At 44.9% G+C, this 14,476-nt stretch carries 12 protein-coding genes; 6 read left to right on the top strand and 6 right to left on the bottom strand.

Translation table 11 applies throughout. The features are described from left to right. Nucleotides 1-2: 2 nt before the first annotated feature. The 3 genes from K5Q92_RS07945 to K5Q92_RS07935 form a co-directional block, all read right to left on the bottom strand. Nucleotides 3-731 carry a DUF3299 domain-containing protein gene (locus K5Q92_RS07945; protein WP_220768469.1) on the bottom strand — a complete coding sequence of 243 codons (729 nt, stop codon included), beginning with the start codon at nucleotides 729-731 and terminating at the stop codon, nucleotides 3-5. A gap of 145 nt (nucleotides 732-876) precedes the next feature. Then, a complete protein-coding gene (locus K5Q92_RS07940) occupies nucleotides 877-2,256 on the bottom strand; it encodes an amidohydrolase family protein (RefSeq protein ID WP_220768468.1) in 1,380 nt (459 codons plus the stop codon). Nucleotides 2,257-2,494: 238 nt separating this feature from the next. Beyond that, the gene (locus K5Q92_RS07935) at nucleotides 2,495-3,532 is read right to left on the bottom strand and encodes an AraC family transcriptional regulator (protein WP_259649522.1); all 1,038 of its coding nucleotides are present in this window, start codon (nucleotides 3,530-3,532) and stop codon (nucleotides 2,495-2,497) included. Nucleotides 3,533-3,758: 226 nt separating this feature from the next. Between K5Q92_RS07935 and K5Q92_RS07930 the strand changes: the two genes are divergently transcribed. Continuing rightward, nucleotides 3,759-4,013, top strand: coding sequence for a YfhL family 4Fe-4S dicluster ferredoxin (locus tag K5Q92_RS07930; RefSeq protein WP_220768467.1), 255 nt, complete (start codon nucleotides 3,759-3,761; stop codon nucleotides 4,011-4,013). Between the two features lie 227 nt (nucleotides 4,014-4,240). Beyond that, nucleotides 4,241-5,968, top strand: a complete 1,728-nt coding sequence (locus K5Q92_RS07925) for an RluA family pseudouridine synthase (RefSeq protein WP_220768529.1) — start codon at nucleotides 4,241-4,243, stop codon at nucleotides 5,966-5,968. A gap of 73 nt (nucleotides 5,969-6,041) precedes the next feature. On the opposite strand, the gene K5Q92_RS07920 is transcribed toward K5Q92_RS07925, so the two are convergent. Beyond that, nucleotides 6,042-6,554, bottom strand: coding sequence for an SCP2 domain-containing protein (locus K5Q92_RS07920; RefSeq protein ID WP_220768466.1), 513 nt, complete (start codon nucleotides 6,552-6,554; stop codon nucleotides 6,042-6,044). A 132-nt stretch (nucleotides 6,555-6,686) separates the two neighbouring features. Here K5Q92_RS07920 and K5Q92_RS07915 point away from each other — a divergent pair, with 132 nt between their 5' ends. Both K5Q92_RS07915 and K5Q92_RS07910 read left to right on the top strand, forming a co-directional pair. Further along, nucleotides 6,687-7,688, top strand: a complete 1,002-nt coding sequence (locus tag K5Q92_RS07915; protein WP_220768465.1) for a peptidase U32 family protein — start codon at nucleotides 6,687-6,689, stop codon at nucleotides 7,686-7,688. Nucleotides 7,689-7,697: 9 nt separating this feature from the next. Next, nucleotides 7,698-8,555, top strand: a complete 858-nt coding sequence (locus tag K5Q92_RS07910; RefSeq protein ID WP_220768464.1) for a U32 family peptidase — start codon at nucleotides 7,698-7,700, stop codon at nucleotides 8,553-8,555. 120 nt (nucleotides 8,556-8,675) lie between these two features. On the opposite strand, the gene K5Q92_RS07905 is transcribed toward K5Q92_RS07910, so the two are convergent. Further along, nucleotides 8,676-9,884 carry an NAD(P)/FAD-dependent oxidoreductase gene (locus K5Q92_RS07905; protein WP_220768463.1) on the bottom strand — a complete coding sequence of 403 codons (1,209 nt, stop codon included), beginning with the start codon at nucleotides 9,882-9,884 and terminating at the stop codon, nucleotides 8,676-8,678. Between the two features lie 620 nt (nucleotides 9,885-10,504). Between K5Q92_RS07905 and K5Q92_RS07900 the strand changes: the two genes are divergently transcribed. Beyond that, nucleotides 10,505-11,635, top strand: coding sequence for an S-(hydroxymethyl)glutathione dehydrogenase/class III alcohol dehydrogenase (locus K5Q92_RS07900; RefSeq protein WP_220768462.1), 1,131 nt, complete (start codon nucleotides 10,505-10,507; stop codon nucleotides 11,633-11,635). 72 nt (nucleotides 11,636-11,707) lie between these two features. Here the strand turns inward: K5Q92_RS07900 and K5Q92_RS07895 are convergent, their stop codons facing one another. Further along, nucleotides 11,708-12,343: a DUF998 domain-containing protein gene (locus K5Q92_RS07895; protein ID WP_259649521.1), complete on the bottom strand. Its 636-nt coding sequence runs from the start codon at nucleotides 12,341-12,343 to the stop codon at nucleotides 11,708-11,710. A 413-nt stretch (nucleotides 12,344-12,756) separates the two neighbouring features. Here K5Q92_RS07895 and K5Q92_RS07890 point away from each other — a divergent pair, with 413 nt between their 5' ends. Further along, nucleotides 12,757-14,301: a methyl-accepting chemotaxis protein gene (locus tag K5Q92_RS07890; protein ID WP_220768460.1), complete on the top strand. Its 1,545-nt coding sequence runs from the start codon at nucleotides 12,757-12,759 to the stop codon at nucleotides 14,299-14,301. Nucleotides 14,302-14,476: the final 175 nt, after the last annotated feature.

Genomic DNA, 14,476 nt, shown 5'->3' with positions numbered 1-14,476 from the left:
AGTTAGTGAGCATGGCCCTTATGATCATGTCCTTTGCGATCTAGCTGCTCTTTAGCGACTGGAGCTGGCACCGCATCACCATAGTATTTCTCAATCGTTAGCGCATCCATGGCATAACCCATAGTGACGTTCATCTTGCCATCGACCAGTTGCACCAGCTCCGTTTTCTTCTCTGCGTTAATAGTGCCACTTACCGTCACTGGAAATTGTACATTCTCAACTTCAAATCCGGCTGGATAGCTCAGTTTTACTATTTGATTTGCCGCTGGTGGCGGCATATGGATACAGGCACCTGCATAAGGCAGTAGCAGAAACTCTGTCGCTTTGACGCCGTTAAACTTGGTCGGTACCACAAAGCCAGACATGCTAACCCGCTTACCGTTAACCTCTGTATTTAAGCTCTCGGCTTTTCGCTGCGCAAGCGACATATAGCGCACTCTAGCATCGAGCGCTGCATCAACATCGACACCGTCATCGGCTAAGCGTTGCCGTGCTTTCATGACATTTTCTCTATCAACTGGCTTTGCGCTATCTTGCAATTGAATAACCGTTGCCAGTAGTCGTTTTTGGCTTTCTGTTACATCGGGCAAATGTACATCTTGCTCCTTGATGATTGGTGCCAGCACTTGCCAATCTAATGTTTGCATGTCTAGTGCTTGTATATCTGACATTTCAGAGTTTGCATGAACTGCAAAAGATAAGCTCAACAACACTAATAATACTTTCTTCATCGCGCCCTCAACATTCGGCTCTTGTCAACTTTGTCACACAAACAGGCAGTTACAATCCGCTTTTACGAAAAGCTCATCGATACAGCCCATTGATATAAAGGCAAGCGAGATGGCTTGCCTTTATCCATAAGACCAACACATCAACTTACAGGGTGTTTTTATAAATCACACCGTCTTTCATAATGATTTTCATCGTCTCGATACCATCACGCTTAGGTGCATCAAACCACTTCTCATTAGCACCAATCACAGTGAGATCTTCTAGTGGGTTACCATCAACTAACAGAAGATCCGCATATGCGCCCTCTTCGACGACCCCAAGCTTACCTTCAAAGTAAGGGTCTAACACTTCACCCGCCAGTTTGACTATTTCACCGTTTACCGATGTCATCGACAGCAAGGTGTAATGGTTACCAAAGAACTTACCGCTCAAGTAAATAGAGTGGTCAGCTTGCTGCTCACAGGCGGCAACGCCACCGACACAATCCACATGGAAACCCAGTTTAGGCTGATACTTGTTCACATTGTCGATGTAGTCACCAAAAGCGGCTTGCGCTGTTTTTGCTTTACGCGCAGAAGCAGGGTTGGAGTTAATCGCTTCGATCTCGCCTAAATAGGGTGAGAATGCCGTCATGTTGGTGGTCATATAGGCATCATTTTTCTTCATTGCTCTATAGACATCTTTGTCAAACATAAAGGCATGCTCTAGGGTTTTGACACCCGCCTCCAAATTACGCAGCAGTGATACCTTACTGTAAGCATGAGACATGGCGTAGGAGCCGTAGGCGTTGGCTACTTCGACCGCAGCTTGAAGCTCCTCAAGCGAATAGGCATTGAGCTGCCAAGGGTCAAATGATGAAGCTACCCCGCCACTGGACATTAACTTAATTTGCGTTGCACCTTGCATGTAGTTTTGACGAGCACAGGCTTTAATGTCACCAATACTGTCTGCGGTGCAGCTCATACCAAGGCGGCCGCCCGAAGAGTTATGACCATAAAAAGTTTCATTTGGGGTGGTGAAGTTACGAAAATCCGCATGTGATCCAGTAGGGCCAATAAATGCGCCAGACGGATAAATTCGAGGACCCACTAACTCGCCGCTATCGATGGTCTTTTTAAGGCCTGCCCCCATACCACCAGCATCACGCCAAGTGGTAAAGCCAGACATCAATGCCGATTTTGCCCGCGCCGCAGAACGTGCAGCCAACTCTTCCCAGTTACGGTTATTTTCAATATCCGGTAAAGAAGTGCCATTCATCTGCAGGTGACCGTGACCTTCGATAAGTCCCGGCATTAATGTCATACCTTTGCCGTCAATCACTGTTGCGCCTTGAGCAGCAATAGCTTCGCTAGACACTTTACTGATCTTGTTATCTACCACTAATACTTGATAGTTTGTTAGTAGCTCATCTTTTTTGCCGTCAAACACATTAACGTTGGTAAACAAGGTTGACTCAGCGCTAACAGAAAAAGCTAATGAGCAAGAAACAGCAACAACAGACATCTTCAACGTTCGGTTTTTCATTCATGCACCTCAAGTTATCCATGCTTGGTGAAAAATCACCTCGCGTAACATTCCATACTAAAAAAAGCGTTACAAAATTAGCCGATATAAACACACTATTTGCGTTTACAAATAATTAACACTTTGTAAGCTAGGTCAAATTTTGGACGAACACAAGGTTGAATAATAGCCATTTGACGACAGCAAATAACAAACTCGAGACGCAAAAGCTGATGACTTGATTCTAGTTGGCAGGCGATTAACTGAATTGACGACGATACTGACTCGGGGTCATATTCATTTGGCGTTTAAATGCGCGGGTAAAATGTGCAGCGTCAGAGTATCCCATCCTGATCGCAATTGAGGTGATCTTTAATGAAGGGCACTTTAACAGATCTAAGGTTTGATCAAGCACCATCTCCTCGACAATATCCCCATATTGAACCTGTTCTTTTGCTAAACGCCGCTGCAGCGTTCTTACATTTAAATGAAGAATTTGCGCCGCAGTCTTGATAGGCAGTTTCCCCATAGACAGATAGGGTTGAATCGCCAACTTGAAGGTTTCTAGAAAGCAATCTAGTGAAGGAGTGGCAACAACATGGTCTTTAGTCGAAATATAAGCATGGCTAACGGGTGCAGTCATTAAGCTTGCTTCGATAGAGAAGGCCGTTACTGGTCTATTGGTAAAAAACTGGCTGCGAGTCAATTGTGGTATAGTGGAAAACACTGCATCATCAGAAGACTGAACCCCCACTTGTTTCGGACGCCATTTATTAGCCGTGAGTGCTGATAGCAGTTCACTGATAAAAATAACTGAAAACAGCTCTGCATGGGTAAACCATGCTTCATCCACTCCCTCTTTTTCTCTAACCAGCCACCAGCTTCCCCCGGTAAATTGGGTATACACCTGAGTATGAGTCAGATTAGATTTTAATTGCTCAGCAAACTCATCGAGTGCCTCTTTTAAAGAGCCGCTTTGGGTCAGGCGTCTAATGAAGCCCGGAATATAGATATTCTTACAAGCGCTGCTAACGAGCTGAATAAACTCTTGGTGATCTAACTTCTCTCCCAAGGCCTGAATCAGGTTTTTAACCGTATTTTCAGGAAGGTAATCATAGTTATTCTCGTTCGAATACAGGTCAACAGGCACTTTTGCCTCTTGCAACAATGGATAGATATTTCCCTCTAATCCCCTCAGCAAACTTGCAAAAAATACCACATCTTGACGCTGGATCAGCGGTATAGCTTGATTGCTCGTATCCAATGGCATGGCTTCTCCCTTAATGATATTTTCCATTTATAAATCAATATAGAAAACCTGTCTATAAAACAAACTGCGCGTAAATTAGAGCCGATAAATCACCACCATCGCTTTATAGCGCGCCATTAGCGTGATAATAGTCCAGCTTCACCGCGCTTGGAGCCTAGTCTACACACCTTTGTATGGTATAATTGCTAGATATCCATTTTAGACTGCTCCGCATAGGCGGGGTTTAAGTAAATTTTATAGGCACGCTAATTCAATGGCATTATTAATCGACGACAGCTGTATCAACTGCGACATGTGTGAGCCAGAATGTCCAAACCAGGCAATCACCATGGGTGAAGAGATCTATGAGATCGATCCAGTACTATGCACAGAATGCGTTGGTCATTATGACAAGCCTACTTGTATCTCAGTATGCCCTATCGATTGCATCGCAGTTGATCCTGACCACAAAGAGTCTGAAGATGAGCTGTTAGTTAAATATCATATCATCACAGGTAAGCCTGTTTAATCGGTGCCTAGATGATAAAAATGGAGCCTGATGGCTCCATTTTTGTTTTGTGCCAAGCCATAAAACGATAGCGCTATTTTACGCTCTTTGACTAATGACTTCGTCGACGTGACAACGTAAAATTGCGCGCATTATCGCCGTGCGAACTTAATTTAATTAGGTTGATTTCTGTTAATCCAGTTTTGTTTAGCGCTCGTTTATCCTTCCAAAATAGATGTTAGATGCCCATGTACTCTGCTCAGCACTGCTTTACCCGTTTCAAGTCTGCTATCGATAGCTATGAGCTGCCAAAGCGCTTTACCTTTCCCTTTTATTACGAGCCACACCCGCTATGCTTGTTAGCTGCCAAAGAGCTGCAAAGCTATTTAAGCACACAGAATGACTGGCAGCATAACTTTGGCTTAAACAATACGTTAGAGAATGGCTTAGATGATGCTGCCGACAATAAAAGCACTGCCATTGGCAAGATGTTTGGGGTATTACTGGTTCGAAACTCAAACGGTGAACTTGGCTATTTAGCCGCGTTTTCCGGCAAACTCGCCGAGCAAAACCTAATCAATGGTTTTGTGCCGCCGGTATTCGATATGCTCACTCAGGGAAGCTTCTTTCAAACAGGGACACTAACGCTCAATCAATTGACAGAGCAACTCCAAACCTTGGAACAAAGGCCTGAAATAGAGACCTTAACAGTAAAGCTCACCGAGTTAAGCAGCCAAGCCGATAACGAATTAGAGGCTATTCGAGCGAAAATTATTGAAAACCGTAAGGCACGCAAATCGCGTCGTGCCCTCGCAAAAGCAGAGCAAAACCCTACATTGCTTAACGAGCTTAATATTGTACTAGGCAAAGAGAGTGTGGCTGAGAAATTTCAGCTAAAAGCGGCAAAGCAAGAGTGGGATAATCGGTGTGCCGAGGTGTCATTACAGCTAGAACAACTACTCGGTGAAATCGCAGAACTTAAAGCTAAGCGAGCTCAACTCTCTAATCAATTACAAAAACAATTGTTTGCCCAGTATCGATTCTTAAACCCTGCTGGTGAGTTTAAAGATCTCAACGAGATCTTTAACTCTGCCCCAAACCAACAGCCACCTGCGGGGGCTGGAGAGTGCGCTGCGCCTAAACTGCTGCAATTTGCATTTAGCAAAGGCTTCACTCCACTCGCTATGGCTGAATTTTGGTGGGGCGCATCGCCTAAGTCAGAAGTCAAACAGCATAAGAACTTCTATGGTTCATGTCAGGGTAAGTGCCAACCTATTTTGAGCCACATGCTCGCAGGTGTTGAGATGGATCCGAACCCATTGCTGAACAATCCCGCCGAAGGAAAATCTATCGAGATTTTATATCAAGATGAGGCGATGGCGGTGATCAATAAACCTGCCGAATTTCTCTCTGTACCGGGTAAGAGTGTGACAGATTCTGTTTATACTCGAATGAAGGCGATGTTTCCCCAAGCGACCGGCCCACTCATCGTCCATAGATTGGATATGTCGACCTCGGGCTTAATGGTGATTGCACTAACTCGAGATGCCAATAAGTCACTGGCACAGCAGTTTATTGCGCGAACAGTGGAAAAGCGCTACGTGGCGCAAGTTGCAGGTGTGGTACTTGGGGAGCAAGGGGAAATTAACTTACCGCTTAGAGTCGACCTAGACGACAGGCCGCGGCAGTTAGTGTGTTATGAGCATGGTAAGCATGCTCATACTGTGTGGCAGGTAAAATCTCGCAACGAGAAACACACCATGCTATATCTCTATCCCCACACAGGAAGAACTCATCAACTGCGAGTGCATTGTGCTCATCATGATGGCTTACATCTACCGATTATTGGCGATGATCTCTATGGAAGTAAGGCCAATCGATTACACCTTCATGCTCAAAGGTTAGTACTCAATCATCCAGTGACTAATGAACGTTTAACCTTTGAAGTCGATGCCGACTTTAAACTAGAGGCTTAACCTTTAACTTGGGAGATATGGTTTAACCTAAATGGATAAACCATACTCCTAAATGCTAAGCCTAAACGGTGAATTAAGCAAAACTCGGCTGGGCTTTCACTTGCAAGGTTTGTAGCGCCTCTGCCAACTTTTCAATTGTCACTCTAATGGCTGCAGGCATGGCATCAAACTCAACACTTAACAGTAAGTTTTTAACCTCAAGCCCAAGCTCCGTATCGCCTTCGATGCAAAGCTTACGCTGGAAAAACAGTGTATCCGGATCTTCTTTCGCAGCTGCGATTAATAACAACTCTTTAGACTGAGCGGTAAAGGTTACCTCAGCACCTTGCAGCGGTCGTACATGCCAACACTCATCAAAGGTGACTTCGAAGGTTAATCCTAAGTCTTCAATGTTAATCGCAACCCAGCGACCTTCTAAAAAGCTCAACTCATCGTCTTCAGCTTGCTCCGCAAGTAACAAGCCTAGAATTCGCTTTAGCAGTTCCGCCTTCATAGCGAAAGGCACGATGGCTAATGGGCGAGCAATAACTTTAGGCCCTATTTCGAGTATTTGTTGCGCTAACTTATGAGGAGGAAAACCTTGCATGTAGAAATGAATCCAAAATGTGGCAAAGAAAGGAATATTACCTAGATTTTATGATCACAAACCTGTTTTACATCAAAAATTTGATCTTCATTCCCTTTTAAACTCCTGTTTCATTCTTTTTGGAGCATCCATATGGAACTGCTGTGCCCCGCGGGAAATCTCGCTTCTTTGAAAACCGCTCTCAATGCAGGAGCCGACGCGGTCTACTTGGGTCTAAAAGACGATACCAATGCTCGCTCATTTGCAGGATTAAACTTTACCCCTAAAAAGTTACAACAAGCTGCTGAATACACGAAAAAATGTGGCAAAAAAGTATTTCTAACCATCAACACCTTCCCCAAACCTGGCGAAGAGAGCCGCTGGTATCAGGCGATCGATCTTGCTGCCGATACCGGTGTTGATGCATTAATCATGGCCGACCTGTCATTACTCGATTACGCTCACAGCCGTTATCCTCACCTCCCCTTACACCTATCGGTGCAGGCCAGCGCTACCAACTTAGGTGCACTGACACTGTATAAGGAAGAGTTTAATATTGAGCGGGCAGTGCTGCCACGCGTGCTATCGATGAAACAAGTGCGCGACCTTGCTAAGGTCACACCTGTCGATTTGGAAGTTTTCGCCTTTGGTAGCCTGTGTATTATGGCCGAAGGCCGTTGCCATCTCTCCTCTTATGTCACCGGGCAATCGCCTAACACGGGCGGCTCATGCTCGCCGGCTAAACACGTACGTTGGCAAGAGCTCGGCAGTGACCGTCTAACACTGCTAAATGATGTGTTGATCGATAAATCTGGCTTAGATGAGCAGATGGGCTACCCAGTGGTGTGTAAGGGTCGTTACACCACAGATGAGAACACGAGTCCAAGTCATATTCTCGAATCACCAACCAGCCTCAATACCTTGAGCTTGCTACCCGAGCTTGCCAAGGCCAATGTGGTATCGCTTAAAATTGAGGGGCGTCAACGGAGCCCAGCTTATGTTGAGCAGGTCACTAAAGTGTGGCGCGCTGCTATCGACAGCTATAAGTCTGCACCGGAAAAGTATCAAACGCAGCAAGCTTGGGATCAGGCACTAGCAAAGGTCTCAGAGGGACAAACTACGACTCTTGGCGCTTATGAGCGTAACTGGCAATAAGGAATAATAATGAAAATGTCACTCGGACCACTGCAGTATTGCTGGGAAAAAGAAAAAGTTAACGCTTTTTATGAACAGGCAGCCCAGAGCAATATTCCTTTGATTTACTTAGGCGAAACCGTATGTAGTCGTCGACGCCAGCTTAAGTTTTCAGATTATTTTGCCCTCGCCCAGATGCTAAGAGAGTCTGGAAAACATGTCGTGCTTTCTACTCTTGCGCTGCTAGAAGCGCCATCTGAATATAATGAGCTGAAAAAGCATGTCGACAATGGCGAGTTTATGATTGAAGCCAATGACATGGGCGCGGTGCAAGCGGCAAAAGAGCGTAACCTCCCCTTTGTCTGCGGCCCAACGGTGAATAACTATAACTTCGCCACACTAAAGAAGCTGCACCAATGGGGTATGCAACGCTTCGTTATGCCAGTCGAACTCTCTAAAGAGTGGTTAACCAGCGTTATTGAAACTGAACAGCCTATCCCTTTTGAAGTGGAAGTCTTTGGTCATGGCTATTTGCCACTGGCTCACTCTGCACGCTGCTTTACCGCTAGGCAACAGGGACTGCAAAAAGACGATTGCCAAATCGTGTGCTTATCTCATTCTAAAGGATTGCTCGCCCAAACCATGGATGATCAACCTTTGCTCAGACTAAATGGTATTCAAACCCAATCGGCAAGCTTAATTGATCTCTCCAATGAGGTTGAGCAGATGAAGCTGATGGGGGTCGACTATTTTAGAGTGTCACCAAATAGCCTGCAGAGCATAGAGATTGCTGAACACATTCTTCAGCAACCAAGCAGCGATAAAACCCAATCTTGTAACGGTTATTGGCACCAGACAGCCGGATTTAACCAAGTAGCTTGTAGCTAAACATCCCGTGCCAGTCAATTATGTAGCACCCCTTAGCCAGCTTACCCAATAACTCGGTTTATAAGAAAAGCCCGCTTATTAATAGGTAAGCGGGCTTTTTTGTTGAGTGTTACTCGTTGATTAAGCTGGTTTAAATAAGCATTTTAATCGCTTAAAAATAATCAAACGTGACATGGCTAAATAACCGCTCACGGTTTTTTGATGCAGACGAAAAATCGTATCGTAGAGACGGCGTACTAGTCGCCCCTTCAAGATTAATCTGTCATTCATCATGGTACTAATAGCAAAGTTATGTCCAATAGCGACCACCATGCCACCATCGTTGTAGACGAAAGGCTTCAACTCTTTACCATTTAGATGGGCCACTAGGCTCTTAGCTAAATGTACCGCTGCGCGGTTAGCAGCCTGAGCTTTAGGCGGCACCTGACTACCGTCAGCTTGTGGAATTGCCGCGCAATCCCCCAGTGCAAAAATCGATGAGTCGAACGTTGTAACCAGCGTTTGTTCCACCACCAGTTGGTTAAGTGAATTACTCTGCAGCCCGCCAATCTCTCTCAGCCAATCCGGCGCTTTGATCCCTGCCGCCCAAAACTGCACGTCGGCATTCAACACTTGGCCGTCACTGGTTGTCATGCGATCAGCTTCAACACTTGCGATGCGAGTGTTGAGCATTACATTAACCTGATACTTCTCCAGCCTGAGTAATGCTTGTTCTGACATCTTCAGCGGACCGTTTGGTAACACTCTATCGGCCGCTTCAATCAGGTTGATATTAAGTTTTGCTGCATAAGGGTTGCGGCTTAACTCCTCGCTAACTTTGGCAAGCTCTGCCGCAAGCTCTAGACCCGTTGCGCCTGCGCCGACGATATTGATTGTACGGCTCTGACCGGAGCGTAACAGGCTACTGATTTTATGCCAGCTATCCCGAGCTTGCTCTGGGGTGTCTAGGAACAAGCAGTGCTCCTTTGCACCTTGGGTTGCAAAGTCGTTGCTAATGGCACCGATGGCAATAATTAAGTAGTCGTATTCCAGTGTATCCATGTCACCGTTTGGTTTACGGACCGAAAGCTGCTTGGTTGCGCGGTTGATATCCGTCATCCATGCCTGATAATGCATATAGCCATTTTTTGCGCCGTGAGTGAAATAGCACAGGCTATCGAGATCACTGTCAAAGGTTCCCGCCGCGATCTCATGGAAACGAGGCTTCCAATAGTGGTGGGTTTCCCCCTCAACCAAAATCACTTCATCTTGGCTGTTCACACTACGACCTAGAAGACTTGCGATCTCAAGCCCAGCTGCGCCACCACCAACAATAACAATACGAGACATAATAACTTCCTCTGCGCATCGATAGATGCAGACATAATTTGACAATCGCCTTAGGACTCAAGGGAAATACGTACGGTATGATCCAGTGCCAGGCTTTAGATGGCGCTCATTATAGTTATCACCAGCTCTGGAACAATTAGGTTAAAAAGTAAATCACCTTTACCCACCAGTAATAATCGTGCAAATAAAAAGTGCTATTCCACTGAATTTAAAAGATTTTAATGAATCCTTTCATATTGACTGTCGATCAGACGCTTAAGCTATACGCCAAAATGGGCACTATATTAAGCCCGTTTAAGCGCTGTCATTGGCAGCTTTAGGTATATGGCTTTAGTCACTTAGCGAGCAGACTATCTTTGATAAATGCGTACAGATAAGAGCCAAGAACCACTGCTCAAAAAGAACAAATATTAGCCACTAAGCTTATTATGGACTATGCATAGTAGAGGCATTAGCCGTCTGGTTGTCCCGACGTTCAAATAAACGCATTATTGTTACCGTATGGTAAAAGCTATTTGCATTTCATACCGATTACCAACAACAAGGAATTAGTTATAATCTTTCACACTAAATACGGTGGTAAGCGGTACTGCTAAATTCATTTAAATTAGGAATATAAGATGACAGCAAAAACTCTCAAATCGAAAGCCGCAGTTGCTTGGGCTGTTGGCGAACCACTCTCTATGGAGATCGTAGATGTTATGCCGCCTCAAAAGGGCGAAGTACGTATAAAAATGATAGCAACGGGTGTCTGCCACACCGATGCCTTCACCCTTTCAGGTGATGATCCAGAGGGTATTTTCCCTTGTATTCTTGGTCATGAAGGTGGCGGTATAGTTGAGTCTATCGGTGAAGGGGTAACTAGCGTTAAAGTGGGCGATCATGTGATCCCACTTTATACACCAGAGTGCGGTGAATGTAAGTACTGTAAGTCTGGTAAGACTAACCTTTGTCAGAAAATCCGTGAAACTCAAGGTAAAGGTTTAATGCCTGACGGCACCACACGCTTCTCTAAAGATGGTCAGCCTATCTTCCATTACATGGGCACCTCGACTTTCTCTGAGTACACAGTACTACCAGAGATCTCATTAGCGAAAGTGAACCCTGCAGCCCCACTTGAAGAAGTCTGTTTATTAGGCTGCGGTGTAACAACAGGTATGGGGGCGGTAATGAATACCGCTAAAGTTGAGGAAGGCTCAACTGTTGCGATATTCGGTATGGGCGGCATTGGTTTATCCGCTATTATTGGTGCAGTGATGGCTAAAGCCTCACGTATCATTGCTATCGATATCAATGAGAGCAAGTTTGAACTAGCTCGTAAGTTAGGTGCGACTGATTGCATCAACCCAAAAGACTACGATAAGCCCATTCAAGAAGTCATTGTTGAGCTCACAGAGGGTGGTGTGGATTACTCGTTCGAGTGTATCGGTAACGTCCACGTCATGCGTAGCGCACTTGAGTGTTGCCATAAAGGTTGGGGAGAGTCGGTCATCATAGGCGTTGCAGGAGCAGGACAAGAGATCTCAACTCGTCCATTCCAGCTGGTAACGGGTCGAGTATGGAAAGGTAGTGCATTCGGTGGCGTCAAGGGCCGCTCTGAATTACCGCAATACGTTGAACGTTACATGGCGGGTGAGTTCAAGCTAGATGACTTTATCACCCACACTATGGGACTCGATCAAGTTAACGATGCATTCGATCTATTGCACGCGGGTAAGAGTATCCGCACCGTGCTTCACTTTGATAAGTAGATAATCAATAACACAATAAGCGCTCTGGCGCTTATTGTGTTTAAGAGCGTTCTTATATTCCTTACCTTTTCACTAGCTAAGGTCAACGGCTTTAGTTTTTATCACTAAAGCCGTCCAAAATAGAAACGTGACTAGGCTAGCCCATTGCATGATGGCTGGCCACCAGATCTCCGCTCTAGATGGCTTTGCTAGCATCTCATCGTAAAAAGCGCTGTCCCCCACAGTAAAGCCCAATTCAAGTAAAGGCAGTAATAGAAAAGAGGTCATAAAAACGAAGGCAAACAAGGCACAAATATAGGTCAAAACTGTCCCTTGCGCCTCAGTGACGGTCAGCTGCTGCAAACCATAAAGTAGTAAACTGACGCAACCAAAGATAAAGAAGTATTTAATCGCGATAATATGCAGGTGATACACATTAATAGGAAACAGTCCCGTTGCGGCAAAAGCAAGATAGGTTAATCCTAGGCTCACATAAAAAGCATAGCTCCAAGGAGAGGCATTAAGCTGGAGACTAAGTAAGCAAAACAGCACCACACAAAGCCCACCGAAAAACAGCCCACCATTTACGATCACCGCAAAATAGGAGTGACCATAGCTTCCCAACTCGCTCAGCGTATTGCTCAAAAAACTAAAGTTTTTACCATCAAACTGCTCAAACATTAGCACCGATAACACCAGCCCCAGTACTTGTCCAAAAATACCAAGCATGCCAAATCTGAATGCTAACCTTGAAACTTTACTGTATTTCTTGACGAGCATAGTTCCCTATTAAATCACTTTATTAACGTATATTAATGTATATCGAATCGGCTAATGGTAAAGAGGCATAGCTCAGAGTTTTAACAAACAGTTACAACAGGAGTATGTAATCTAAGTGTTATTTTTATAATCTGCGCCATAGAAATTCAAGTTTTTTGCTAAAAACAATCTAAAAAACATAGAAGAAAAAGAGAATAAACCCAAAACCTTAACTAAATTCAGTCAACAAAATTCCTCATGATAAACAGACATTAAAAATCCTTCTTCACAATTTAAACACCCGTATTAATGTTATATCCTATGCCGCTGTGTTAATGCATTGAGACACTTGCGCAATGCTTTTGCGGTCACATGGAATAATTATGACAAACAAAATAACAAACGTGATTAACCAAGAAGTTAAGCTAAACCCTAACGACCAACTCATATCCACCACAGACAAACGCGGGGTAATCACCTACGTTAACCAAAGGTTTATTGAGATCTCTGGCTTTGAACAGGCAGAGCTGATCGGCCATAACCACAACCTTGTGCGCCATCCCGACATGCCTAAGGCGGCCTTCGAAGAGATGTGGGGCAAATTACAGCAGGGGCTTTCTTGGCGTGGCGTGGTGAAAAACCGCCGCAAAGATGGCAAATACTATTGGGTCGATGCCTTTGTGTCGCCACTATTTGAGAAAGGCGAACTCATCGGTTATCAATCGGTTCGAGTCGCAGCCAGTGAGCGACTGACCAGCAAAGCAGCCCAGATCTATCAGCGACTCAGCCAAGGAAAGTCGATTAACGACCCCATCAGTTTAACCAATAAGCGACTGCTCTCGGCAGTCTGTGCTAGCACTGGATTGTTGATCGCTGGGGCAATCTGGGGCTGGGGGGTTATTATTGCGGGTATCATTCTAATGGGAGCCAACCTTGCCATCTTCTACGATGAAGCCTTTCGTGTACCAGCAAAACTGATGAAGATGAAGTTAGAATATGACTCTATTAGCCGCTTTATCTATTGTGGTCGCGACACCTCATCACTGTTGGATTTTCAATTGATGATGAAGGATGCCAAACTCCAAGGGGTACTCGGACGCTCTCAAGATAATGCCCAACATATCGAAGATATTGCCAGCCAGTTAATTGCGGCGACAGAGCAAACTCACGTGGGCTTAGAGATAGAGAAACAACAGATAGAACAGATAGCGAGTGCTACCGAAGAGATGGGTAGCACCATCTGCGAAGTCGCAAAGAACACGCAATCCACCTCTGACAGCATTCAAGACAGCTATCAGTTTTGCCACGACAGCCGTGAAAAGATGCAACAAAATGCCATCGACATCCACCAACTATCTGATTCTGTTACTCAGGCGGCAGCCAATGCGCAGCTGCTCAATCAAGAGGCTGAACGGGTCGCAAGTGCGATGTCAGAAATAGACTCAATTGCTGAGCAAACCAACTTACTTGCGCTTAATGCCGCCATCGAAGCCGCCCGAGCAGGTGAACAAGGGCGGGGGTTTGCCGTAGTCGCCGATGAAGTCCGTGCCCTGTCGAGTCGCACACAACAATCGACCACCAGCATATCTAAGAGTGTCGATAAAATGTTCTCTATGCTGACTCTATGGTCAAAGCAGATGGAGCAGAGTAAGTCTCAAGCATTATTATGCAGTGAAGATGCCGAAATCTCCGTTAAAAAAGTAGATACCATCTACCAATCGATGAAAAACATTCAAGAATTAGCTATTCAAAACGCGGTTGCGGCAGAGCAACAAACCTTAGTGGTGACCGAAATTAATCAAAATATCAACAAAATTAGCCAAGCCTCAAGTGAAAATCTATGCGCAGTAAACTTGGTAGAGGACTCGGTGAAAGAGTTAAAGCGTAATGCTGAAAAAGCAAAATCTTGGAGAAAAACATTTAGTTAATTCCTCTTTAAAACCCCATTTAGCCGTCACGATATAAAGTTGACGGCTAAAAAACCACACAACCGAACAACTCGCGCGCAACATTAATAAACATCTGTTTTAAAAAAGATTTAACCAAAAAAAGTTTTGTGCTTTTTCGCAAACTTCCGATACAATATAAATAATCATATTGAGC

The sequence above is a fragment of the Shewanella sp. MBTL60-007 genome, from assembly GCF_019654915.1.
In the GTDB taxonomy this organism is placed as follows: domain Bacteria; phylum Pseudomonadota; class Gammaproteobacteria; order Enterobacterales; family Shewanellaceae; genus Shewanella.
Note: the sequence above shows the minus strand (reverse complement) of the source record. Positions and strands in the feature narration are given on the sequence as shown.